At 30.7% G+C, this 25,204-nt stretch carries 27 protein-coding genes and 1 pseudogene; 19 read left to right on the plus strand and 9 right to left on the minus strand.

Annotation, left to right across the window (positions count from 1 at the left end; all coding sequences use genetic code 11):
- Nucleotide 1 precedes the first annotated feature (1 nt).
- From DUT90_RS10345 to DUT90_RS10375, 7 genes are all read right to left on the minus strand, one after another.
- On the minus strand, nt 2-541 hold the full coding sequence (locus tag DUT90_RS10345; RefSeq protein WP_114427114.1) for a hypothetical protein: 540 nt from the start codon (nt 539-541) through the stop codon (nt 2-4).
- A 21-nt stretch (nt 542-562) separates the two neighbouring features.
- The gene (locus DUT90_RS10350) at nt 563-1,012 is read right to left on the minus strand and encodes a 6-carboxytetrahydropterin synthase (RefSeq protein ID WP_114427115.1); all 450 of its coding nucleotides are present in this window, start codon (nt 1,010-1,012) and stop codon (nt 563-565) included.
- Between the two features lie 97 nt (nt 1,013-1,109).
- Entirely contained in the window at nt 1,110-2,609 is a 1,500-nt protein-coding gene (locus DUT90_RS10355; protein WP_114427116.1) for a GH3 auxin-responsive promoter family protein, read from the minus strand.
- Nucleotides 2,610-2,611: 2 nt separating this feature from the next.
- Entirely contained in the window at nt 2,612-3,478 is an 867-nt protein-coding gene (locus DUT90_RS10360) for a M23 family metallopeptidase (protein WP_114427117.1), read from the minus strand.
- 83 nt (nt 3,479-3,561) lie between these two features.
- Complete coding sequence (gene nadD / locus DUT90_RS10365; protein WP_114427118.1) at nt 3,562-4,143, minus strand: nicotinate (nicotinamide) nucleotide adenylyltransferase; 582 nt, start codon at nt 4,141-4,143, stop codon at nt 3,562-3,564.
- Nucleotides 4,144-4,318: 175 nt separating this feature from the next.
- Nucleotides 4,319-4,897, minus strand: a complete 579-nt coding sequence (gmk, locus tag DUT90_RS10370; RefSeq protein ID WP_114427119.1) for a guanylate kinase — start codon at nt 4,895-4,897, stop codon at nt 4,319-4,321.
- An 84-nt stretch (nt 4,898-4,981) separates the two neighbouring features.
- Entirely contained in the window at nt 4,982-5,848 is an 867-nt protein-coding gene (locus tag DUT90_RS10375; RefSeq protein ID WP_258848544.1) for a YicC/YloC family endoribonuclease, read from the minus strand.
- A 379-nt stretch (nt 5,849-6,227) separates the two neighbouring features.
- Here DUT90_RS10375 and upp point away from each other — a divergent pair.
- Nucleotides 6,228-6,793 (plus strand): annotated as a pseudogene (gene upp, locus DUT90_RS13525) (uracil phosphoribosyltransferase).
- Here the strand turns inward: upp and DUT90_RS13575 are convergent.
- Complete coding sequence (locus tag DUT90_RS13575; RefSeq protein WP_147266210.1) at nt 6,788-7,285, minus strand: hypothetical protein; 498 nt, start codon at nt 7,283-7,285, stop codon at nt 6,788-6,790. The pseudogene upp and the gene DUT90_RS13575 overlap by 6 nt on opposite strands.
- Nucleotides 7,286-7,550: 265 nt before the next feature.
- On the opposite strand from DUT90_RS13575, the gene DUT90_RS13580 reads away from it, so the two are divergent.
- The 4 genes from DUT90_RS13580 (at nt 7,551) to DUT90_RS10405 (ending at nt 9,163) form a co-directional block, all read left to right on the plus strand.
- Nucleotides 7,551-7,745: a hypothetical protein gene (locus DUT90_RS13580; protein WP_114427121.1), complete on the plus strand. Its 195-nt coding sequence runs from the start codon at nt 7,551-7,553 to the stop codon at nt 7,743-7,745.
- A 13-nt stretch (nt 7,746-7,758) separates the two neighbouring features.
- Nucleotides 7,759-7,980, plus strand: coding sequence for a DUF6341 family protein (locus DUT90_RS10395; RefSeq protein WP_114427122.1), 222 nt, complete (start codon nt 7,759-7,761; stop codon nt 7,978-7,980).
- 15 nt (nt 7,981-7,995) lie between these two features.
- On the plus strand, nt 7,996-8,667 hold the full coding sequence (gene trmB / locus DUT90_RS10400; protein WP_114427123.1) for a tRNA (guanosine(46)-N7)-methyltransferase TrmB: 672 nt from the start codon (nt 7,996-7,998) through the stop codon (nt 8,665-8,667).
- A 163-nt stretch (nt 8,668-8,830) separates the two neighbouring features.
- On the plus strand, nt 8,831-9,163 hold the full coding sequence (locus tag DUT90_RS10405; RefSeq protein ID WP_114427124.1) for an MGMT family protein: 333 nt from the start codon (nt 8,831-8,833) through the stop codon (nt 9,161-9,163).
- A 107-nt stretch (nt 9,164-9,270) separates the two neighbouring features.
- Here the strand turns inward: DUT90_RS10405 and DUT90_RS10410 are convergent, their stop codons facing one another.
- The gene (locus DUT90_RS10410) at nt 9,271-9,726 is read right to left on the minus strand and encodes a hypothetical protein (RefSeq protein ID WP_114427125.1); all 456 of its coding nucleotides are present in this window, start codon (nt 9,724-9,726) and stop codon (nt 9,271-9,273) included.
- A gap of 181 nt (nt 9,727-9,907) precedes the next feature.
- Between DUT90_RS10410 and DUT90_RS10415 the strand changes: the two genes are divergently transcribed.
- The 14 genes from DUT90_RS10415 to DUT90_RS10480 all read left to right on the plus strand — a co-directional run bounded on the left by DUT90_RS10415 (nt 9,908) and on the right by DUT90_RS10480 (nt 25,200).
- A complete protein-coding gene (locus DUT90_RS10415) occupies nt 9,908-11,047 on the plus strand; it encodes an Mrp/NBP35 family ATP-binding protein (protein WP_114427126.1) in 1,140 nt (379 codons plus the stop codon).
- 4 nt (nt 11,048-11,051) lie between these two features.
- Complete coding sequence (locus DUT90_RS10420; RefSeq protein WP_114427127.1) at nt 11,052-11,288, plus strand: NifU family protein; 237 nt, start codon at nt 11,052-11,054, stop codon at nt 11,286-11,288.
- A 195-nt stretch (nt 11,289-11,483) separates the two neighbouring features.
- Nucleotides 11,484-11,771, plus strand: a complete 288-nt coding sequence (locus DUT90_RS10425; RefSeq protein WP_114427128.1) for a hypothetical protein — start codon at nt 11,484-11,486, stop codon at nt 11,769-11,771.
- Between the two features lie 109 nt (nt 11,772-11,880).
- On the plus strand, nt 11,881-12,387 hold the full coding sequence (locus tag DUT90_RS10430; protein WP_114427129.1) for a ferritin: 507 nt from the start codon (nt 11,881-11,883) through the stop codon (nt 12,385-12,387).
- A gap of 327 nt (nt 12,388-12,714) precedes the next feature.
- Nucleotides 12,715-13,872 (plus strand): homogentisate 1,2-dioxygenase, encoded by a 1,158-nt coding sequence (locus DUT90_RS10435; protein WP_114427130.1) that lies wholly within the window; start codon nt 12,715-12,717, stop codon nt 13,870-13,872.
- A gap of 36 nt (nt 13,873-13,908) precedes the next feature.
- Nucleotides 13,909-14,268 (plus strand): four helix bundle protein, encoded by a 360-nt coding sequence (locus DUT90_RS10440; RefSeq protein ID WP_114427131.1) that lies wholly within the window; start codon nt 13,909-13,911, stop codon nt 14,266-14,268.
- Between the two features lie 48 nt (nt 14,269-14,316).
- On the plus strand, nt 14,317-15,480 hold the full coding sequence (gene hppD, locus DUT90_RS10445; RefSeq protein ID WP_114427132.1) for a 4-hydroxyphenylpyruvate dioxygenase: 1,164 nt from the start codon (nt 14,317-14,319) through the stop codon (nt 15,478-15,480).
- 295 nt (nt 15,481-15,775) lie between these two features.
- On the plus strand, nt 15,776-16,693 hold the full coding sequence (locus DUT90_RS10450) for a tryptophan 2,3-dioxygenase family protein (protein ID WP_114427133.1): 918 nt from the start codon (nt 15,776-15,778) through the stop codon (nt 16,691-16,693).
- Between the two features lie 134 nt (nt 16,694-16,827).
- Nucleotides 16,828-17,598 carry a DUF3108 domain-containing protein gene (locus tag DUT90_RS10455; RefSeq protein ID WP_114427134.1) on the plus strand — a complete coding sequence of 257 codons (771 nt, stop codon included), beginning with the start codon at nt 16,828-16,830 and terminating at the stop codon, nt 17,596-17,598.
- 90 nt (nt 17,599-17,688) lie between these two features.
- Nucleotides 17,689-18,951: a peptidoglycan DD-metalloendopeptidase family protein gene (locus DUT90_RS10460; RefSeq protein ID WP_114427659.1), complete on the plus strand. Its 1,263-nt coding sequence runs from the start codon at nt 17,689-17,691 to the stop codon at nt 18,949-18,951.
- A gap of 4 nt (nt 18,952-18,955) precedes the next feature.
- A complete protein-coding gene (gene pgi, locus DUT90_RS10465) occupies nt 18,956-20,527 on the plus strand; it encodes a glucose-6-phosphate isomerase (RefSeq protein ID WP_114427135.1) in 1,572 nt (523 codons plus the stop codon).
- 191 nt (nt 20,528-20,718) lie between these two features.
- Nucleotides 20,719-23,949 (plus strand): TonB-dependent receptor, encoded by a 3,231-nt coding sequence (locus DUT90_RS10470; protein WP_114427136.1) that lies wholly within the window; start codon nt 20,719-20,721, stop codon nt 23,947-23,949.
- 106 nt (nt 23,950-24,055) lie between these two features.
- Nucleotides 24,056-24,466, plus strand: a complete 411-nt coding sequence (locus DUT90_RS10475; RefSeq protein ID WP_114427137.1) for a hypothetical protein — start codon at nt 24,056-24,058, stop codon at nt 24,464-24,466.
- 5 nt (nt 24,467-24,471) lie between these two features.
- Nucleotides 24,472-25,200, plus strand: a complete 729-nt coding sequence (locus tag DUT90_RS10480; RefSeq protein ID WP_114427138.1) for a 1-acyl-sn-glycerol-3-phosphate acyltransferase — start codon at nt 24,472-24,474, stop codon at nt 25,198-25,200.
- Nucleotides 25,201-25,204 lie beyond the last annotated feature (4 nt).

Genomic DNA, 25,204 nt, shown 5'->3' on the forward strand with positions numbered 1-25,204 from the left:
ACTACTCTTTTCTAAGAAAACTTATTTTTAAGTCAGCCTCAATTAACGTATTTCTTAAAGAAATAGTTTCTTCTACTGTTTGTAATAAAGATAATTTTTCTTCACTAAGACCAGAAACGGTTAGTGTACCTGTTAAAAACTCTGCTTCTGGACTTATAAATGAAATTGTATTTTCTGTGTTGTTCACAGAAAATGTTCCAGATTCGTTTACAATAAGAATTTCTTCATTAACTACAGGTTGGCTGCCAGCAGAGGTAATTGTTGTGGTAACCGCATATTCTCCTTTTAGAGAATAAGTATCATCAGCATTAAAAATAAGCTCTACTTGAAAAAGGTTTCCAACGCTATTAGAATTAATTACAACAGGAAATCCAGAAACTTCTGTGGTTGTCTTTGTATCTAAAATAAAGCTTTCTATTTCATGTATACCAACCAAATTAGATTTAGATAATACAAAAATAGGTCTTTCTTCATTATTACTATTACAGTTAAACAAGCTAAAGGCAACCAATAAAACCATTATAAATTTGACAGTTTTCATTTTTAATATTTTTTATAAAGTTTAATTATCACTAGCAAACCATTCTGCAAAACTAGTATCTGTTTCTTGTAGTTTTATAGCATGTAGTTTGATATTTTTAGGCAATCTTTTTTTAATTTTTTTAGCAAAATCAATCACCATCATTTCACTTGTTGGTTGGTAATCTACCAACAAAACATGATGCCCTCTAACTTGTAATTCTTTAGCCAAATCTACATGTGGTGTGTTTTTATTAAACACAGTTGCGTGGTCAAAAAGATCTACAACTTCTTCATTTACAATTTTTTTAAGGTCTCCAAAATCAATCACCATTCCAAATTTTACATTGGTATTGTCTTTTATTGGTTTTCCAGAAACGGTTACAGAAAGTTTATAAGAATGCCCATGAACGTTTTTGCATTTTCCGTCATAGCCATATAATGCGTGTCCTGTTTCAAAACTGAATTGTTTTGTAATTCTAATTGTACTCATTAACGTCTGTTTCTGTATTTGTTATAAAAATAAACAATAACTAAAGCTATTGCTAATCCAATAAATAAAAAATCTCCTCCCATTGTTTTATCTTTTATTACTCTTCAATTAAAAAATTTGTTAATACATCAGCAATTTTTCTGTTATCAGATAGTTGCGGAATCTTATTTTGTCCGCCAAATTTACCAATAGATTTCATATATTCATGAAATCCGCCTTTTTTAACTTTTCTAATTACAAGTGTTCGTAAAATTTTACCCTCAATCAAATCAAAATAATAAATATTTTGTGCTCTCATAGAAGCATCAACTTTTTGGGCAAAATCATTTATATCTTCTGGCTCATTTTCAAACTCTATAAACCATTCATGATAGGGTAAACCACTTTCAGGGTTTACTTGAGGTGCCACAGTAAACTCACTAATATTAATATCTGTTCCTTTTATGGCATCATTTAAAGCTTTTTCAACTTCTTTACCAATTACATGTTCGCCAAAGGCAGAAATAAAATGTTTTATACGGCCTGTAACTTTTATTCTATAGGGTTTTGTTGCTGTAAACTCTACTGTATCTCCAATATTATATCCCCATAAACCAGCAGTCGTATTTAAAATGATAACATAGTTAACTCCAATTTTTACATCTTTTAGAGAAATTCTAGTAGGGTTTTCATCAAAAAATTCTGAAGCCGGAATAAATTCATAAAATATACCAGAATCTAATTGCAATAACATGCCTTTTTCTGTTTGAGAATCTTGATATGCAATAAAACCTTCTGAGGCAGGATACAATTCTATATAGTCTATTTTTTTACCAATTAAAGTCTCAAACTTGTTTTTATAAGGTTCAAAATTAACACCACCGTAAATGAAGAAGTTAAAATTAGGAAAGAGTTCTGCTACCTTTTTACCTGTTTTTTCAATTAATTTTTCAAAATACATCTGTACCCAAGAAGGTATGCCACTAATAACTGTCATGTCTTCATGTATGGTTTCTTCAACAACAGCATTTACTTTAGTGTCCCAATCTTCTATACAGTTGGTTTCCCAGCTTGGTAATCTATTTTTTTGCAAATATTTTGGCACATAGTGTGCTACGATTCCGCTTAGGCGGCCTAATTTTACTCCTTTTTTATCGCTTAAAATAGGGCTGCCTTGTAAAAAAATCATCTTACCATCTACAAAACTGGCATTATTTTTTGCTACAATATAAAATAGCAAAGCGTTTCTAGCTGCTTTGATGTGAGTTGGCATAGACTCTTTGGTTATAGGAATGTATTTTGCTCCAGAAGTAGTGCCAGAGGTTTTTGCAAAATACAGAGGTTTACCTTTCCAGAGTACGTCAGATTCGCCAGCAATAATTCGATCTACATATTTTCTTAAACCTTCATAATCTTGAACTTTTACTTGTTTTTTAAAATCATCGTAATTCTGTATAGTCTCAAAATTATGATCTTTACCAAAAGCGGTATTTTTAGCAGCAGAAATTAAGTGTTTAAACACTTTTTCTTGAGTTTCATGGGGTTTATTTGTCCACTTGTATACTTTTTTTGTAGCTATTTTAGCAAACGGAATAGCAAGAATAGATTTGATGCTCATAGTTATTTAAAGTCGATAAAATTGGTTGGATTGACGGCATAACCACCACTCCAAAGTTCAAAATGCAGGTGAGGTCCTGTTGTAAGTTCTCCTGTAGAGCCAACTGTGGCTATAACTTCACCAGATTTTACAAAATCTCCTTGTTCTTTTAACAAATTTCCATTGTGTTTGTAAACAGATATATAATTGTTTGCATGTTTTAAAAGGATAACATACCCTGTTTCTGTAGTCCAACCAGAAAAAATTACTGTTCCGTCTGCAGTTGCTTTTACTGGAGTGCCAGCTTTTGCAACAATATCTACAGCAAAGTGATTAGCGCTACTATCAAAATTTTGAGAGATATTACCTGATAAAGGTGCAAAAAAGATAACATTTACTCTATTTTGGGTGCTATTTGTCAAAGCAAAACGGGTTTTACGCTCTACTTTTTCTCTAAAAAGAGAATCTTCTTTAGTAGCGTTTAATTTACGTTCATCCACAAGACGTTGTCTTGCTTCTACCTGAATAGAATCTATGCTCTCAGGAGCAATTTCTCCAGTTAGTACTGGGCGTAAAGCTTTTGTGTAATTTTCTAAAACAGCTAATTTTGTTTTTAAAGAATCTGCTTCAAAATTTAATTTAGCTGCTTTTATTTTCAAGTTTGTAGAGGAATAGCCTGGTATGTATTCTTTAATTGGCGTAAAGGCTATTAAAACTGTGGTCACGGCTATTAATAAAATAGAAAATACACCACCAAGAACAAAAACATTAAGTCTAGATAATTTTAAAGAAAAACGTTCTTCAAACGTATTTTCATTCAAAACCACTAGTCTGTACTTGTCAGTTAGTTTACGTTTGAGTTTTCCTTTTTTTTTCTTCTTTTTTGCCACAAATAAGTAGTTGATGTTTTACAAATATACAACAAACCCATACAGAGGGTATTTGGTCAAGTAACGTTGTAAAAATAAATAAATTATTTTCTATAAAAGTTCATTTCATCTACATATTGCCATACTTCATTGGTAAGTAAAGGTTGTACATTTTTTTTGTTTTTAATACCATTTCTAATCATTGTAGAAGAGATTTGAACAATAGGTGCCGATACTTTATGAATTTTTGGGTGATTTTTAAATTGATGCGCTACAACACCCTCAGCAATTCTAGGATACACATAAATATGATGATGTTCTAAAATAGTTTCATAATTTTTCCATTTATGAAACCCTTTTAAGTTATCTTCTCCCATAATTAAACAAAACTCATTGTTAGGATATGTATCGGAAATGTGTGCTAAGGTATGTACAGTATAATTAGGCTGCGGTAATTTAAACTCTATATCTGAGGGTTTAATTTTTGAGTAGTTTTCTGTAGCTCTGTACACCAACTCAAAACGATGATGATTTTCTAATAGTGAACTTTTCTTTTTAAACGGATTGTGAGGTGTGACAACCATCCAAATTTCATCCAAATCAGAATGTTCAACCATATGATTGGCAATAATTAAATGCCCAATATGAATTGGATTGAATGTACCAAAATATAAACCTATTTTCATTTCAATTCTTAAATGTTCTCGATACAAATTTGCTCATTCTTTACAAATTCACTGAAACTGACAGCTTTTAAATTAAGGGTAAAAATGAGTTTGTCATTTTGAGTGATTTACGAGTTTAGCTGCAAAGGGCAGATTCATGGAACAATTGTATCAAGAAATCGTATTACTTATTATTTTATAATTCTAAAAACGAGCCCACCAAATCTTCAGCCTCTTGCAAAGCATCTTCTAAGATATAGTTTTTGATGATTTTATCAAACTGAGGTGCAGTAGCCAATTCTACAGATGCTTTTGCAATGCGCATATTTATTTTATCATCACTTTCTGTAGAGCGTTTTTTTAAACGAATTTTTAGCTCGTCTATACTAGGAGGTTTTACAAAAACAGCTAAGGTTTTTTCTGGGAATTTGCTTTTAATTCGTAATCCGCCAGCAACATCAATGTCAAAAATAACATGTTTTTTTTCTGCCCAAATACGTTCTACTTCAGTTTTTAAGGTACCGTAAAAGTTATCTCTATAGACTTCTTCCCATTCTAAAAATTCGTCATTTTTAATCTTATTTTTAAACTCTTTTAAAGAAATAAAATAATAATCTTCTCCGTCTTTTTCTGTACCTCTAGGTGCTCTAGACGTTGCAGAAATAGAAAATTCTAAACCAAATTTATCTTGTTGTAATAAATGACGGACAATAGTTGTTTTACCAGACCCAGATGGGGCAGAAAACACAAATAACTTTCCTTGAAAATCTGACATATACTTTATAATTTTTCCCTTTAAGGTTGTCAAAACCTTACAAGGTAAATATGATTCTGAAACAAGTTTAAAAATACGTTTTACCTACAAAACGTTTAAAATTTGTTCTTTAATTTGCTCTAATTCGTTTTTCATTTGAATAACCGCTTTTTGCATAGGGGCAAAATTGGCTTTAGAACCTGTAGTGTTAATTTCTCTTCCCATTTCTTGTACGATAAAGCCTAATTTTTTTCCGTTGGATTCTGGAGAAGCTAAGGTTTCTAAAAAGTAATCTAAATGATTTGCTAAACGTACTTTTTCTTCATTAATATCTAATTTTTCTAAGTAATAAATCAATTCTTGCTCAAAACGATTTTCATCCGTTTCTACTTTTAATTCATCTATAGCTTTTTGTAATCTTGTTTTTACATTGTCTATTCTATCACCATCCAAATCGTTGACCTCTTCTAAAAATGCCTTAATATTAACAATTCTTTGTTTAAAATCTATCTCTAAAGAAGCTGCTTCATCAATTCTATATTGTACAATATCTTTAATTGCTAGTTCTATTCCTTTCGCTATGGTAGACCACTCAGTTTCATCTAATTCTTCACGTTCTGTTTTAAGTGCATCAGGCATTTTTACAGCCATTTTTAAAAGTTCAATATCAGTAGAAGTATCAGCTTCAATCATTTTTCTAAGTTGTTGCATGTATTCTTTTACTACTCCAGGGTTTACAGTGGTAGAGGTTTCATCTGCAGTCATTTCTACAAAAATTGAAAAATCTACTTTTCCTCTAAGTAATGCACTTGCTAATTTTTTACGAACAGCCAGTTCTTTTTCTTTATAATAAGAAGGAATTCTGACATTTAAGTCAAGATTTTTACTGTTTAGCGATTTAATTTCTATGGTAACTTTTTTGGTAGGTAATTGCAATACAGATTTACCGTAACCTGTCATAGATTGAATCATAAAATCAACGTTTTAGATGAATGGCAAAGATACTTTATTTGATGAACAAAAAAAGAGTTTCAGTAATTAGCTAAAACTCTTTTAAGTTGGGTTGTTAACTTTTAGTTGTTCCAACAGGAGATGGAAATTAAGTTACTGCAATATACAAATAATGGCTATTTTAAGTAAATTTCTTTGTATAAAATTAAAAAATGATCATCCACCATCTACAAGAATACAATTCTATTCTTAACCCGTTGTGCATTTTGGCGCAGAAGCTAGATAACTGTCAGTTCGAGTGATTTTGAGGAACGAAAAATTGTATCGAGAACTATTTATAAGCTAAAAATTCTTATTCTCGATATAAATTTTACTCATTTCAATCATAAAATCTACTCAAATTGACAGAATTTTTCAAAATACACAACAGGTTATTCTTAATACATTTATAACAGAAATTAGAAATGTTAGCCCACGAAAAGATTAACTCAGATTTAGGAGAAATATAGAAATAATAGGAGAAATTCTAGGATATGAACTAAGTAAACAATTTTCTTGTACTAAGAGCAAGTTTACCCTTGTATTAGGGTTTGTTTAATTATTTTGATGATGCAGAAAATGCGTTTATATCTGCATATCGTCATCACCCAAACCAAGATAAAAATTTAGAAATTGTGGTAGCGTATTTTGCAGCCCATCTATAGAAAATAAAGTTTTGCTTTTAGCAGACCCAATGTTGGCTACAAGAAAATCTTTAGTAGCTGTTTTAGAAGCCATACAGTAAAAAAGGTACTCTTAAAGAAATTGATATTGTATCTGTAATTGGTGCTAAAGACGGAATAAAATAAATTTTCAAAAAATACGCATTTATAGATAGCCGCTATCGATGAAAAATTGAACTATAAAGGATATATTGTGCAAGGGTTAGGTGATGCAGGAGATCTGGCATACGGAAAAAAGTTATAGGTAGCAAAAACCAATAATTGTTCCCATCATAAAGATAAAAATCAATATGTTTTTTACCATTCTCTTTTGAAGTACCTCAAAACCATTGGCTATTATTATAGAAGCAGGTACATATAAGAATAACGTTTCATAACCTTGGTTCGTATTGGTAAGTATAGCAAAAAAAAGACTTACAAGTAAGTTTATAATTAGTAATTGCCAGCTTTTTTTAAAACTATTATTTACAGACATAGCTTTTGGAGATTTCAAAATAAGTGCAATTAAAGTAAATAAAAGAAGTACAAGAGTGCTCCAAGTAGTGGAGTTTTTTGTGTATGTTGATAAGTCAAATATGAAATCTACAGTAAAAAGTTTTATAAAATTATTAGTAGTATCTACCCAAAATAGATAGGTAAAATATATAATTAATGGAGTTATGTATCCAATAATAGGTGCTATTAAATTTTGGATTGTAAGTTTTTGATATAACAGTATTGCAGTAAGTGTTACCAAAAAAAACACAAAACAATAAGGCTCTAAAATGAATAAAACACCAAGCCAAAACCCACTATCAAACAGTTTTTGAATTATACTTTTAGAAGAGCGTAAGCTGTATATTTTTCTTAAATAAAGTAGATGTAATATAAATGTTATCAGTGGTTTAAATTCAAAAAGAAAAGAAAAGTGAAGAATAGCAATAAGAGTAAAAATAAAAAATGCGTATGAATGATCAAAAGTCAACTTGTTCTTAGTAACAATAAAGTTGTAAAAGAAAAAAATGATTAAAAATAAGAAGAAGAATACAACACTTTCAAAAGTCTTACTCCAACTAAAACCATCATTAAAAAAATGTGTAATTAGTGATAATAAAAAGAAACAAAAAAACACACTTAAATACACTATAAAATTTATAGGTTTAGATTTCTCTAAAAAATTGGCTAACATTGTTTCTTTTGTTATTTTTGCAGTGTAAAGATAATTAAGTTATGATAGCAAGCAATATTTTTAGATGGATAGGAAGTTTATTTACAGATTTTTTATTCTTACCCTTTAAAGCATTACGTTTAGATGTAGCATTGTCTGATTTTGGATGGTGGACTTCTAACGCAATTAATTGGGGGTTTTTATTAATTCTGTTGGTTTTATTTGCTTACTGGATGAAACAGTCTAAGAAGTTTTTAGACGAAGGAACTGAAGATAGAGCTTAATTTACTTCAGAAAAATTGGGAAGTAAAAACAAACTAAAACGTTTTAAAGAGAATGAAACGTTTAAAAATGTCATTCAACCTACAAGAGAAGAAGTAGTTACTAACTTTTCTCTTAAAGGTAAATGGCATTCTTTTTTTGGCAACAATAATCCTGTTGTTGTAGAGTTGGGTTGTGGTAAAGGAGAGTATACCATTGCATTGGCTCGTAAAAACCCAAACAAAAATTTTATTGGTATAGATATTAAAGGCGCTCGTTTTTGGAGAGGCGCAAAAACTGCATTAGAAGAAAATTTAGATAATGTTGCTTTTGTAAGAACTCAAATAGAATTGGTTCATCATATTTTTGATAGAAATGAAGTTTCAGAAATTTGGATAACATTTCCAGATCCTCAGATAAAATATAAGAGAACAAAGCATAGAATGACCAATACTTCTTTTCTTAAAAAATATCACCAAATTTTAAAGGAAGAAGGTTTGGTAAACTTAAAGACAGATAGTGAATTTATGCATGGTTATACGTTAGGTTTGCTGCATGGTGAAGGCCATGAGATCCTAAATGCCAACCATAATGTGTATAAAAATGAAGGTTCTCCTAAAGAAGTAACAGAAACTCAAACGTTTTATGAGAAACAATACTTATCAGTAGGAAAACCCATTACGTACATACAATTTAAACTTAAGTATTAAAAAATTTCACTTTTGTGTTATTTCTGACAAAACTGTTAGCTTCATTGATTTTGAGCTACAAAACTGTACGTAGCACTATATAAAAAGATAAAATTTACTACAATTAAAAGAGTTTTATTAAAATATATAACAGGTTATATTTGTTTTTCATATTTTCATAAACATGAGTACAACTGAAAATTTTTTTGATAAAGTATACCAAATAGCACGCTTAATTCCTTACGGACGAGTAACAAGTTATGGTGCAATTGCTAAATATTTAGGCGCAGCAAGATCAGCAAGAATGGTGGGATGGGCTATGAACAATTCTGCAAATCAACATCCAGAAGTGCCAGCGCATAGAGTTGTGAATCGAAAAGGAATACTTACAGGAAAGCATCATTTTGAAGGTACAAACCTTATGCAACAGTTGTTAGAAAATGAAGGTGTGGCTGTAATTGAAAATCAAATTCAAGATTTTGATACAATTTTTTGGAATCCCGCAGAGGAGTTATAACGTATAATTTTCGTATTTTTTTAAAAACAGGAAATAAAAACTCATCAATTTTTTTTGATGAGTTCTTTAAATTTAACTCTATGCTATAAAGGTTTAGAACAAATAATTTATTGTTTCAATTTTATGAAACTTCCTTTAGCTGTTTTATCTTTCAATCTAGAAGTATAAAAAAATTTGTCACCTTCAATTTTTGTAATTGTTGCGCTTAACTTACTTCCAATTTTAAATGGAACACCTCTTTTTTCCATATCAATAATGGTAAGTTCATATTCATACTCAGACAACCAGTCAATTTTAGCTTTTATGAACTCTTTTTCAGGGTGATATTCATAGTATGTATCACCTTTAATTTCAACTAAAATGTCTCTTTCTTTAAATTTGTAGGTGTATTTACCATCCATTAATATTGCATTTTTAATAACCACGTTATTAGAAAGACGATACATTTTTGCAAATGGCCTTAAGGATGTACTTTGTGCTAAATCTTGAGAAAATAAAGTTTGAAAACTAAAAGTGAATACTAAAAAAAGAAATACACACTTTGGGGGAATAGTGTTTTTCATAATTGTTTAAGGGATTAATTATGACATAAATATAAGATTTTTTTTTATAAATAAAAACTAAATCACTGTAAATAAACTTTTAAGACTATTTTAATAGTAGTAGTTACCACATTATTTCTTTAAGAATTTTTTTAAAAGTATCTTTGTATCTTAGATTAAATTTGAACAAGAAAATCGTAAAATGAGTTTTACAAAACAAGATATATACAATGCTTTAGAAACCATAACAGCTCCTGGAGAAGGAAAAAGTTTGGTTGAAAATAAGAACGTGACTAATGTTGTAATTTTTGGAAATGAAGTAAATGTAGATGTTGCCATTAGCAACCCTACTTTACAAGCAAAAAAGAAAATAGAGACAGAAATTATAAAAGCAATACAGACAAATGTTGCTAAAAATATAGATGTAAAGGTAGCTGTAAAAGTAGAAAAGCCAGCACCAAAAGAAAATCCAAATTTAATTAGAGGTAAAGAAATACCTAATATAAAAAATATTATTGCTATAGCTTCTGGTAAAGGAGGCGTAGGTAAATCTACAATAACGGCAAATACAGCTATATCATTGGCTAAAATGGGATTTAAGGTAGGTGTGTTAGATGCAGATATTTACGGCCCATCACAACATATTATGTTTGATGTAGCAAAAGAAAAACCGCTTTCTGTAAATGTAGACGGACGCTCTAAAATGAAGCCAATAGAAAATTACGGAGTAAAATTATTGTCACTAGGTTTCTTTACAAACCCAGATCAAGCTGTAATTTGGAGAGGGCCAATGGCATCTAAAGCTTTAAAGCAATTAATTTTTGATGCAGATTGGGGAGATATCGATTTTCTATTGATAGATTTACCTCCAGGTACAGGTGATGTACATTTATCTATAGTACAATCTTTACCAATTAATGGTGCAGTAGTAGTCAGTACACCACAAAATATTGCATTAGCAGATGCTAAAAAAGGAGTAGCAATGTTTCAGCAAGAAAGTATAAATGTTCCTGTCTTAGGAATTATAGAAAATATGGCATATTTTACGCCAGAAGAGTTACCAAACAATAAATATTATATCTTTGGACAAGATGGGGCCAAAAATTTAGCAGAAGATATCAGTACTCAATTTTTAGGAGAAGTTCCTTTGGTACAGAGTATTAGAGAAGCAGGAGACGTTGGTCATCCAGTAGCATTGCAAGAAGGCACAGTTTTAGAAGAAGCATTTCAAAATATTACGAAAGAAATGGTTGCTCAATTGTTAAAAAGAAACGCTAATTTACCACCAACAGAAGTTGTTAGAATTACAACTATGAGTGGTTGTAGTGTCGTTAAAAAGTAGAATTATGACAGCACAAGAAACATTGCATAACGTAGAAAAGGCATTAGATGAAATTCGTCCATTTTTAATGAGTGATGGAGGTAATATAAAACTATTATCTATAGAAGATACTTTGGTAAAAGTACAACTAGAGGGTGCCTGTACAGGATGTTCTGTAAACCAAATGACGTTAAAAAACGGAGTAGAAGCTACTATAAAAAAATATGCACCGCATATAGAAGAAGTGATTAACGTTGCATAGTATTTAATAGCTTAAAAATGACAAAGCGCAGTTGAAAAACTTGCGCTTTTTTTGTTTCTAAAATAAAGGAATTCAGTTTCATATGCTTCGTAAAAATGGCTGTTACTTAACAGATTTGCATTATTGTTAAAATACTTCACGTTTTTTTACAAAGTTTATTTTTATTTATTCTAAATAAATAGGTATTTTTGCAGCATGAATATCTTTAGAGACATACAATTTAGCATACAGCTGCAAAAAGTAACCTTTTGTCAATATCAATTAACGATAGATGACAAGCTTATGTTTCTTACTTTTCCGCAATTATTGCAACTTCGTCATAAAATAAATAACTACACTGCACCAGAAAATTTAGAACGTATTATAGATAATGAGAACTTTGTGTTATTGTCTGTTGCTGACAGACAACATTTGGTTTTTCTTGAAATTCCTAAACTTCTAGACTTAAAGGAAGAAATAGAACTTTGTTTTTATAGCTATTAGTTATAGCACGATAAGGAAATAGCCTTTATTTAGATTACCTTTAAATTTTGATAGTTACCATAAGAATAAACTCTTTTTATCGTATATTTGATAGTAAATAACTATTATTATGAAGACGGCAATTAGAAGACAAATGACAATCAATCCAGAAGTGATGGATGTCTTAAACCAACAAATAGAATTAGAAATGCATGCATCTGCTTCATACCTAGCTATGGCTTCTTGGTGTGATCAGCGAGAACTAGTAAATAGTAAAGCTTTTTTCTACAAACAAGCAGAAGAAGAAAGAGAACACGGAATGAAGATTTTCAATTTCATAAACGATGCTGGAGGAGCAGCAATTTCACCTGCAATACCCACTGTAAACAATGAATTTGAGAGTTTACGAGCAATTTATGAAACCTCTTTAGATCAAGAAATTCACGTAACACAATCTATTTACAAATGCTTTAGCAAAGCCAGAAGTACTAATGATTACGCATCAGAAGTATTTTTACAATGGTTTGTTAATGAGCAAGTAGAAGAAGAAGATACCGTAAGAAGTATTATAGACGTGTTTGATTTAATGGGAGACATGCCTTTAAAGATGATAGACGAAAGATTACCAACAGAATAATCTTTTTTTTAAAAAGTATGAAAAACCGAAACAATTTGTTTCGGTTTTTTTATGAACGCTACTCAACTATTTTTAATGCAATATATTACACGAGTTTACATGCAATTCTTAACAAAACTTTCTGATGTACTTTTTGTATATTTGTTACATTAACGAAATCGATTGAGATGTTTTTATGTTTACTTTCTTACTTAAAGTTCTTACTAAAACGCAATCCAGAATAAGGCTTTTTTTCTGTCATTCCTGTATAGCTAGGAACCTCAATATACAAAAGAACAACTATTAACAAGATTTCTGTTTTTACAGAAATGATAAATTAATAAAATTATGCCTTTTTACCATAAATTAGGAAAAATACCCCCCAAAAGACACACTCAGTTTCGTAAAAAAGACGGAAGCCTCTATGCTGAACAGCTTTTTGGTACTATTGGTTTTGACGGAATGTATACAAACTCATATCATGAGCACAGACCAACAATGGTCAAAGAAATACGAAAGCAATATGCTATAAAACCTAAAATTGCCAAAGCAAATAATATTCAATCATATAGATTAAGAGGATTTCAAATACCCTCAGAAAATGACTATTTAAAAAGTAGAAAAATTGTACTTACAAATTCTGATTGTAACATCATTTTAGCTGCACCCAAACAATCTACAACAGAATATTTTTACAAAAACACAGATGCAGACGAAGTTGTTTTTATTCATAAAGGAACAGGCAAATTAAGAACACATTTAGGAAATATCAATTTCAAATACGGAGACTACTTGGTAATTCCTAGAGGAGTTATTTACAAATTAGATTTCGCTTCACAAGACAACAGGCTCTTTATCGTAGAATCCTATTCACCCGTTTATACACCCAAACGCTACCGCAATTGGTTTGGTCAATTGCTAGAACACTCGCCTTTTTGTGAAAGAGATATACGCAGACCAGAAGAATTAGAAACTCACAATGAATTAGGAGACTTTTTAATAAAAGTAAAAAAACAAAATGAAATCATAGAAATGGTGTATGCCTCACACCCCTTTGATGTTGTTGGTTATGATGGTTATAATTACCCGTATGCCTTTTCTATTCATGATTTCGAACCCATTACAGGGCGCATTCATCAACCGCCACCAGTGCATCAAACTTTTGAAACCAATGCCTTTGTAATTTGCAGTTTTGTTCCGCGTTTGTATGACTATCATCCAAACTCAATTCCAGCTCCCTACAATCATAGCAACATAGATTCAGATGAGGTTTTGTATTACGTAGATGGCGATTTTATGAGTAGAAACGATATAGAAGCAGGTCATATTTCCTTACATCCAGCAGGCATACCACATGGTCCACACCCAGGTACAACAGAAAAAAGTATAGGTAAAACCAAAACAGAAGAGTTGGCAGTAATGGTAGATACCTTTAAGCCTTTACAAGTTACAGAAGAAGCAATGAAAATTGCAGACGAAGATTATTATAAGAGTTGGTTGGAGTAAAAAAGAGAAGAGAGCAAAGAGTAAAGAACAAAGAGAATGGTGAAAAGGCAAAGGCACAATTATAAGAATTTAAAGATTTGGAAAATTGGAATCGAAATTGTTGATGACGTCTATTCTATAATTGAAAATTTTCCTAAAGATGAAAGATTTGGACTAATTTCTCAAATTAATAGATGTTCTATCTCAATTCCTAGTAACATTGCAGAAGGTTCATCAAGAACGGATAAATCTTTTTCTCACTATATTGACATTGCTTTAGGTTCTTCTTTCGAACTGGAAACACAATTAATAATTGCATTTAAAAGGAAGTACATTGATAAAGAACAATTAACAAAGATTGAATTAAAAATTCAAGAATTTCAAAAAATGACAATGGGCTTTCAAAATAAGCTCTAAAAGTCTCTATTCTTGCTTCTTGATTCTCTTTTCTATAAAACATAAAAAATGAGTAAAAAAGAAATAAAATCAGTAAACTACGGTTTAGAAAAAATATTTGAAGGCGCTCAAGATTTCCTTCCGCTATTGGGTACAGATTATGTAGAGTTTTATGTAGGTAATGCAAAACAAGCAGCCCATTTTTACAAAACAGCATTTGGTTTTCAATCTCATGCATACCGTGGTTTAGAAACAGGGTCAAAAGATTCGGTAAGTTATGTCTTAACACAAGATAAAATTAAGTTAATGCTAACTACACCACTAAGTAGTAAGTCTCCTATAAATAACCATATTGTAAAACATGGAGATGGTGTAAAAGTAGTAGCACTTTGGGTAGAAGATGCAAAACAAGCGTATAAAGAAACTACCTCAAGAGGGGCAAAGTCGTATTTAGAACCAACAGTAGAAAAAGACGAATTTGGCGAAGTTGTAAGATCAGGAATCTACACATACGGAGAAACAATACACATGTTTGTAGAACGTAAAAACTATAACGGACCCTTTTTACCAGGTTTTCAAAAATGGGAATCTGATTATAACCCACCAACAGCAGGATTAAAATACATAGACCATATGGTAGGCAATGTAGGCTGGAACCAAATGGATATTTGGGTAAAATGGTATGAAAAGGTTATGGGTTTCGAAAACTTTTTATCGTTTGATGATAAACAAATTCACACAGAATATTCTGCTTTAATGAGTAAGGTGATGTCTAATGGAAATGGACGAATCAAATTCCCAATAAATGAACCCGCAGAAGGTAAAAAACGATCGCAGATAGAAGAATATTTAGATTTTTATGAAGGTGCAGGAGTGCAGCATATAGCTGTAGCAACAGATGACATTATAAAAACAGTTTCGCAACTACGTTCTAACGGAGTAGAATTTTTATCTACACCACCAGAAGAATATTACAGAGCAGTACCTGGTCGTTTAGAAGAACATAGCCATGAATTAAGAGAGGATATTGAAAAGCTAAAAGCTTTAGGAATTATGATAGATGCAGATGAAGAGGGTTATTTATTACAAATTTTTACAAAACCAGTAGAAGACAGACCTACCTTATTTTTTGAAATTATTCAAAGAATGGGAGCCAAAGGTTTTGGAGCCGGTAACTTTAAAGCACTGTTTGAATCTATAGAAAGAGAACAACAAAAAAGAGGAACTCTTTAAATAGAGAAAAGAACTCTAAAAAGTAATAAAAGAGATATGAGATAAAAATGAGTAAAACCCTAAAACTATTTTTGAATATACTTGAGAAAAAAACGATAAGAAATCCTATTCTCAAATTACTAATTTATGCTATTCTAGTAGTTTTCTTTATGCTTTTAATCATACCAATAGGTATTAATTTTTATAAGTAAATTAGATTTTCAAAAAAAGTCATGTTTCTTGACCTTTTAGGTTTCAAAATCCTGAAAGGTTTTATTTATGAAACTATTTTATCTTTGTTTAACAATAATCAATAATGAACAGAGAAGAAATTTTAAAAGCTATAGAAGAAAAATACGATAAATTAGGTGTTCCTGTAGATGCTATGCTGCAAGGGTTATTGCACAGTACACCTATTACCTATTGGGATTATATTCAAACAGATGCACTTTTAGGCTTACAAACACCAAGAACCAATCAGCCTGATGAAATGGTGTTTATCATGTATCATCAAGTAAACGAACTAATTTTTAAAATGATACTTTGGGAAATAGATCAGATTGCAAAACTCATAAAAATTTCTGCAACTAAATTTACAATGCATTTAAACAGAATTAGTCGTTATTTTGATATGTTATGCAACTCCTTTTCTGTAATGACAGAAGGTATGGAGCGCGAACAGTACTTAAAATTCAGAAATACATTAACACCAGCAAGTGGTTTTCAATCAGCACAATACAGAAAAATAGAATTTGCTTCTACAGAACTCATTAATCTCATAGACGTTAGGTTTAGAAATACAATTAACAGAAGTTCATCTTTTAAAAACGCATACAATCATTTGTACTGGCAAGCAGCGGGTAAAAATTATACTACTGGTCAAAAATCTACCTTATTAAATCTTTTTGAAAAAAAATATATGGGAGATTTTATAGATTTTATGGAAGATTATAATGATATCAATTTGTCTTTAAAATTTAAACAACTTCCAAAAGAAGTTCAAGAAGATGAAGATTTAATTAAAGCAATGCGTCATTATGATTACACTGTTAACGTAAAATGGGTAATGCAACACTACAAAGCTGCAGCAAAATATATAGGAGGCAAAGAGACAGATTTAGAAGCAACAGGTGGTAGTAATTGGCGTAAATATATGCACCCAAAATACCAAAGAAGAATTTTTTATCCTTATTTATGGAGTGAAGATGAATTGAACAACTGGGGTGCTTTTTAAAATAAGAAACCTGAACAAGATTAAAGATACTTATATAAAGAAAACGTTAAAAAGTCATTTACAAAAAGTTAGTAAATGACTTTTTTATGTTTTGGAACAGTAATTGTCATTCCTTTTTTATAAGTTTGATTTTTATGAAAAGAATAATACCATTTATATTCACTTTATTTTTTTTGACAACTGCTTTTGGTCAAGAAAAACCACAAGCATTTAAAGACGGAGAGTGGTTACGTTATAAAATGAGCTACAGTGGCTTTTTAAGAGCTGGATCTGCTGTCTTAGAACTTAAAGAAGTAGATTTAAATGGTAAAAAAGTGTTCTATACCAAAGGAAAAGGATGGACTTCAGGAATGATAAGTTGGTTTTTTGAAGTAGATGACACTTACGAATCTTATTTTGATTTAGATACCATAAAACCATACGTGTTTAAAAGAAAAATAAACGAAGGTGGGTATAAGAAACACACCATAACCTCTTTTGATTACAATACCAATACTGCTTACGTTCAAGACTTTTTAAAACAAAAAGATTCTTCTATAGCTTTCCAAAATGTTCAAGACATGCTATCTTCTTTTTATTTTTTAAGAAATAGAGATGTTTCTCAAATGAAAAAAGGAGAAGAAATTATTTTAGACATGTTTTTAGACGCTCAAACTTATAACTTTAAACTAAGGTTTATGGGTAGGCAAATTTTAAAAACTAAATTTGGTAAAATAAAAACACTGATATTTAGACCTTTAGTGCAGTCTGGTAGAATCTTTAAAGAGCAAGAAAGTGTTACCATTTGGATTACTGATGATAGTAATAAAATACCCGTAAAATTAAAAGCTGATTTAGCTGTAGGATCTCTACGAGCAGAACTAGAAGCTTACAAAGGTTTGGCAAATCCATTTTTAAAAAAGTAGCAAAATTTATATAGAAACTTCATAGATTACAATCGATAAAAAATCATTTTTATTTGTACTTTTGAGAAGTTTAACCTAATGCTAATTTTTTTGAAAAAAGTATTCTTTCTTTTTATTTTAATAGCGTCCTTTTCTTCTTGTAAAAAAGAGGTTGTTAAAGAGACTGCAAAAATTGTAGAGAAACCCAAACCCATAATAAAGTATGGTTACAATTTAGACAACTTTACAGTAATTCATGATACTATAAAAAACGGAGAAAGTTTCGGGATTATCTTAGACAGACACCATGTGTTTTATCCAAAAATTAATAAGATAGCAAGCAAAGTTAAAAATACCTTTGACGTTAGAAGAGTACGAGCAGGAAGACCTTATACCATTTTAGCAAGCAAAGATTCTTTAGAAAAAGCACAAGTGTTTATTTATAAGCACGATAGGATAAATGCTACAATCGTAGATTTTAAAGATTCTACAATTACAGCACAACGATTTAAAGAACCCATAAAAACTGTAGAAAGAATTGTAGAAGGTAAAATCTACTCTAACCTTTCTAATACCATGGATAGTTTGCATTTGAACCCCAATTTAACATGGGCTGTTGCAGATATATATGCATGGACTTTAGATTTTTACAAGCTCCAAAAAGGAGATACATTTAAATTAATTTTTGAAGAAAAATTTATCAAAGACTCTTTATTTGCAGGTTATGGAGATATAAAATCGGCAGTTTTTACGCATAAAGGAAAAAACTTATATGCCTTTAGATTTGTTGCAGATAGTAGTAAAGGAATTCCAGAGTATTACGATGAAGAAGGGAATATGCTACGTAGTCAATTTTTAAAAGCACCCATAAAATTTAGATATAGAGTGTCTTCTCGTTACAACCTTAGAAGAAGAATTGCGTATTATGGTAACAAAATAAGACCTCACAGAGGTACAGACTTTGCTGCTAATGTAGGTACGCCTATTATTGCAACAGCAAGCGGTACAGTAACAGAATCTAGAAAAAAAGGAGGTAATGGCAACTATGTAAAAATAAAACACAATAGTACCTATTCTACTCAATACTTACACATGCAAAGACGCAAAGTAAACAAAGGAGATTACGTAAAACAAGGAGAAGTTATTGGTTGGGTAGGAATGACAGGAAACACAGGTGGCCCACACGTATGTTATCGTTTTTGGAAACACGGCAAGCAAGTAGATCCTTTTAAGCAAAAATTACCTTCTGCTAAACCTCTTCAAAAAAGTGTAAAGCCAAGGTATTTAACTTTTATAAAACCATTAAAATATCAACTAGATCATAATATACTTCCGGTGGAAGAACCAGAAGTAATAGATATCGCTCAAAACTAAAAAAATGGCTCTTAAAAACATCAACCCAACTCAAACAGAAGCATGGTCTGCATTAGCAAATCATTTTAATGAAACCAAAGACATAACTATTAAAAATTTGTCTAAAGAAGAGCATAGAAAAGAAAATTTTTCTATTCAATTTAACGATTTATTGGTTGATTTTTCTAAAAATAGAATTACAAAAGAAACCTTAAGTTTACTTGTGAAATTGGCTGAAGAAGTAGATTTAAAAGACGCTATTGAAAAACAATTTACAGGAGAAATTATCAACGCAACAGAAGGAAGAGCTGTTTTGCATACAGCTTTAAGAAGTACTTCTGAAGAACCTGTTTTAGTAGACGGTAAAAACATCAAACCTAAAATTCAAACAGCGCTTAGAAAAATTAAAAGTTTTTCTAATAAAGTAATTTCAGGGAAATGGAAGGGATATACAGGTAAAGCGATTACAGATATTGTTAATATTGGTATTGGAGGTTCAGATTTAGGGCCAGATATGGTAGTAGAATCGCTTAAGTTTTATAAAAACCAATTGACAACGCACTTTGTTTCTAATGTAGATGGAGACCATGTTTCTGAGATTATAAAAAACCTAAACCCAGAAACAACATTATTTGTTATTGTTTCTAAAACATTTACCACACAAGAAACCATTAGTAATGCAGAAACCATTAAAAATTGGTTTTTAAAATCAGCTACTATTTTTGATATTCCTAAACATTTTGTTGCAGTATCTACCAATTTAGAGGCTGTAGATCGTTTTGGGATAGATAAAAATAACGTTTTTCCTATGTGGAATTGGGTTGGAGGACGTTTTTCACTCTGGTCTGCAGTAGGTTTATCAATCTCTTTGTCTGTAGGTTTTGAAAATTATAAGGCATTGTTAGCAGGTGCAGAAGAAATGGATAATCATTTTAGAAATGAAGATTTTGAGCACAACATTCCTGTTATTTTAGCTCTATTAAGTGTTTGGTATAACAATTTTTACAAAGCAGAAACAGAAGCTGTTTTACCCTATTCTCAATATTTATCTAAGCTTCCTGCATATTTACAACAAGCTATTATGGAAAGTAATGGTAAAGGTGTAGATAGAAATGGCAATACAATAGCGTACCAAACAGGAACAATTGTTTGGGGTAGTACAGGTACAAATATGCAACATGCCTTTATGCAGTTAGTACATCAAGGTACAAAGTTAATTCCTGCAGATTTTATTGGTTATAAAGAGTCCTTGTACGGTTTAACAGAGCATCACAAAAAATTAATGGCAAATTATTATGGGCAAATAGATGCTTTAGCTTTTGGTAAAACAAAAGAAGAAGTTCATTTAGAACTTAAGTTTTCTGGAGACGAAGATAAAATCAATCAATTACTACCATTTAAGGTGTTTGAAGGTAACAGACCAAGTAATGCTATCCTTTTTGATAAATTAACACCTCACTCTTTAGGAAAACTCATAGCGTTGTACGAGCATAAAATTTTCACGCAAGGAATTTTATGGAATATTTATAGTTATGACCAATTTGGTGTAGAATTAGGAAAAGAATTAGCGAAGAAATTGTTAAATAAACAACAGTAAGTAACGGAATTGTTAAAATACTAAAATTTTAACTTTTTTTTATTCTTTTTCTTAATAATTAAATTTTTTTAATTAACTGTTAATCAGTTAATTATATGTTAATTAGTTTTTCGAAACTTAACATTGAATTAACATTTGAGATTGTTAAATATTAGAATTTTGCAAAAGATCTAATAACTCAATTCAAATTAATGAAAAATTTTAAAAATTTATTGGTAGTTGCAATATTCTTTGTTGCTGCTTCCGTTTTTGCGCAAGGGGTTACAACATCCTCAATTAGTGGTAAAGTTGTAGACAAATCTGGAGAATCACTTCCTCAAGCTTCTGTTTTAGCAATTCATACTCCTACAGGAACTAAGTACGGAATTTCTACAGATTTCGATGGTTTTTACAGAATTTCTAACATGAGAGTAGGTGGTCCTTATAGTATTACCGTTTCTTATGTAGGATTTAAAAGTTTTGAAAAATCGAATATCTTTTTAACATTAGGGCAAACACAAAAAATCAATGTTGTATTGCAAGAATCTGCAAGTCAACTAGATGAAATTGTAATAACTGCACCTTCAGATGGTATCATAGACGGTAATAAAACAGGATCAGAAACAACAATTAATCTTAGACAAATAAATTCTACGCCAGCAGCATCTAGATCTATTGCAGATTTTGTAAGACTAACTCCACAAACTCAAATTTCTGAAGGAAATGATGGTTTTTCTATTTCTATAGGAGGTCAAAACAATAGGTATAATGCCATTTATATTGATGGAGCTGTAAATAATGATGTTTTTGGTTTAGCAGGTTCAGGTACAAACGGTGGTCAAACAGGTATTAGCCCTTTTTCTGTAGATGCTATAGAGCAGTTTCAAGTTAACATTGCTCCTTTTGATGTAAAAATATCAGGTTTTACTGGTGGTGCAATTAGTGCAATTACAAGATCAGGTACTAATAACATAGAAGCTTCTGTATATTCTTTTTTAAGAAATGAATCTTTAGCAGGTAGAACACCTGTAGATTTAAATACAGATACTAGAGAAAAATTAGATGATTTTTCTGCACTAACTTATGGAGTAAGAGTAGGAGGCCCTATTATAGAAGATAAATTATTTTTCTTTGTAAACTACGAAAGACAAAATGATGAAATTCCTGCTCCTTTTGATTTGGCAAGCTATGGGGGTAACTCTAATGCAGCAGACATAGACAGATTAAGAAACCATGTACTAAATACGTTTAATTACGATATTGGTAGATTTGACAATGCGCTAAGTAGTTTAGAAGGTCAAAAATTTACAACAAGATTAGATTACAACCTTAACCAACAACATAAGTTTACAGGAAGATATAGCTTAGTAACAGGAGACAACCTAGAGGCTAGAACTTCAGATTTTAATGACTTAGGTTTTTCTAACGGAGCAGAATTGTTTAAAACAACAACAAATTCTTTATCTTTAGAATGGAACTACCAAGGAGACAAAACATCTAATAGCTTATTAGTAGGATACACAAGTGTTAGAGATGATAGAGACCCTGCAGGAGATCCTTTTCCTTCTGTACAAATAGGAGATGGTTTTAACGTATTTAGAAGTGATGGTATTACATTTGGTGCAGAACCATTTTCTACAGCAAACTTATTAAATACAGATATTTTAACAATCACAAATAACTTTCAAGTGTACTCTGGTAAACACACATTTACTTTTGGAACTCATAACGAATTTGCAAGTATTAAAAACTTATTCTTTGCATTTAACTTCGGCCAATATAGATATGATTCTATAGACGATTTTATCAATAATACAAATTTAAGAGATTTTGATAGAGGATATTCTTTACTTGCTCCTGGTGTTGGAGATACTTCTTCTGGTGCAGCAGAATTTAATACAATGCAATTAGGTTTTTATGTACAAGATGATTATGAAGTTACAGACAATTTTAAACTTTCTGCAGGTTTACGTTTTGATGTTCCTGTTTGGGAAGGTGGTTTAGCTAATGATGATTTTAATACTAGAGCAATTGCTGGTTTAGAAGCAGAAGGAAAAGATTTACAAGGAGCTAGAGTAGGTAAAGGTGTAGATACACAAATTCATTTTTCTCCTAGATTAGGTTTTAACTGGAACGTTAATGGAGAGTCTAAAACACAAATTAGAGGTGGTATAGGTGTATTTACTTCTAGACTACCATTTGTTTGGCCAGGTGCTACTTATAATAATAATGGTGTTACAGGAGGTTTCTTTTCAGGAACTAATGGTATTACATTTAATCCAGATATCAACAATCAACCTGTAGGTGCTGTTCCAGGAACAGGAGAAACAGGAGGAAACGTAGATTTGTTTGCACCAGATTTTAAATTACCTCAAATAGCAAAATACAATCTTATTTGGGATCAAAAGTTAGAAAACGGTTTCTCTTTTACAGTAGATGCAACGTACCAAAACACAATAAACCAAGTGTTTTATGAAAACTTAAATGTTAGAGGTCCTGTAGGAAACTTAAATGGTGCAGATAATAGACCATTTTATAATAGAAGAAACCCAATAGATAGAACTTACGATAGAATTATTTTGGCTTCTAATACTAGTCAAGGAGAGTCTTGGAATACCACATTTACATTACGTAAAAACTACAGAAGTGAATTTATAAACGTGTTCTCTACTGCGAGTTATTCTTACGGAGATGCAACATCTATTTTTGATGGTACAAGCTCTCAAAACAGTTCTCAATGGAGAAATATTATTACCAGAGATGGAAAAAATAGCCCAAGATTATCAACATCAGATTTTGCTCAAGGGCATAGAGCTTTGGCTAATGCAAGCATAGATTTTAAATGGAATGATGTTTTAAAAACTACAATAGGTTTATTCTATGACGGTTTTCAAGGACAACCATTTTCTTATATCTATGATGGAACACTTTTAAATGATGATTCTAGAGATAATGCATTATTCTTTGTTCCAGAAAGTGCTTCAGATGTAAACTTGGTTCCAATAACCGATAGGAATGGCGTTGTAACTTCTACTGTTGCAGAACAAGAAGCTGCGTTAGATGCCTTTATTGATGGTAATGATTATTTAAGTTCAAGAAGAGGTCAGTATGCAGAGCGTAATGCAGATAGAGCAAGATGGAGTCATATCGTGGATTTAAGAGTTGTACAAGACATCAAATTAAAATCAGGTAAAAACAACCACACACTTCAATTAACAGCAGACGTTTTTAACTTTACCAACTTGTTAAATAAAAACTGGGGAGTAAGATATTTTGCAGATGACATTAGTGTTCTACAAGTAGAAAATGGTGGCGGTACAGCAGACCCAGAATTTATTTTTGATCCAAATGATGTAAGTAGAACAGATAACTTAATTGATGATTTAGGAATTCAATCTTCTAGATGGCAAGCTCAATTAGGAATCAGATATACTTTTAACTAATACGTTTAAAAGGATATAAAAATAAATATCTATAAACCACCTCATTTGAGGTGGTTTTTTTTGGTTTAAAATACGTAACTTTGTACGTATAAATATATTTAGAATTATGAAAGAAATTCACTCGTATTGGGCATATATTGTTTTAGCAATTTTAATTTTTACAGTTGTTAATGCAATTATTGGGTTAAGCAAAAAGAAACAATTTACAGACAAAGATTTAAGACTAGGTTTATTTACCTTAATTGTATCTCACATACAACTTTTAATAGGAGTAGCTTTATATATTTATGAAGGTAGATATGCTAATATAGCAGAAACAATGAAGGTTAGTGAAGCAAGATTATTAGCTTTAGAACATCCTTTAGTAATGATTATAGCAATAGTATTAATTACAATTGGTTGGTCTAAACACAAAAAGAAAGCAGAAGCTGCTGCAAAATTTAAAACTTTTGCAATTTTTTATGGAGCAGCCTTATTTTTAGTACTTTCTAGAATACCTTGGAGTAACTGGTTCTAAACTATATGAAAATATTTAGCTACATATTATCACCAATCTTTGCATTGGTGTTTTTTTTATTTTTAGTCATTTTTCATCCATTACAATGGATTAGCTTTAATGTCTTTGGTAGAGAGGCACATCAAAAAGTAATTAATGCATTAAATTATTGTTTAGTAAAATCAATGTTGATTATAGGAGTACCTGTTCGTTTAATCAACAAACACAAATTGCCAGAAAATACTTCTTTAATTTTTGTATCCAATCATCAATCTACTTTTGATATTGCTCCAATAGGATGGTTTTTTAGAAAACACAAACCAAAATTTGTAGCAAAAATTGAGTTAGGAAAAGGCATACCTAGTGTTTCTTTCAATTTAAAAAAAGGAGGAGCAGCATTAATAGATAGAAAAGACCCAAAACAAGCTATTAGTGAATTGGTTAAATTTTCTAAAAATATTAATAAAAACAAATGGGGAGCTATTATTTTTCCTGAAGGAACAAGAAGTAGAAACGGCACACCAAAACGTTTTTCTTCTAACGGATTAAAGGTAATTGCAAAATTTAATAAAGAAGGTTACGTTGTACCTTTAACAATTAATAATTCTTGGAAAGTATTTAAATATGGAAAATTTCCTTTAGGCATTGGTAGTCCAATGACAATTACAACACACAAACCCATAAAAATAGACAGTCTCCCCTTTGAAGAATTATTAGAAAAGACAGAAAAAGTCATTAAAGAACATATAAAATAACAAT

Source organism: Polaribacter sp. WD7 (assembly GCF_003335085.1).
Classification (GTDB): domain Bacteria; phylum Bacteroidota; class Bacteroidia; order Flavobacteriales; family Flavobacteriaceae; genus Polaribacter.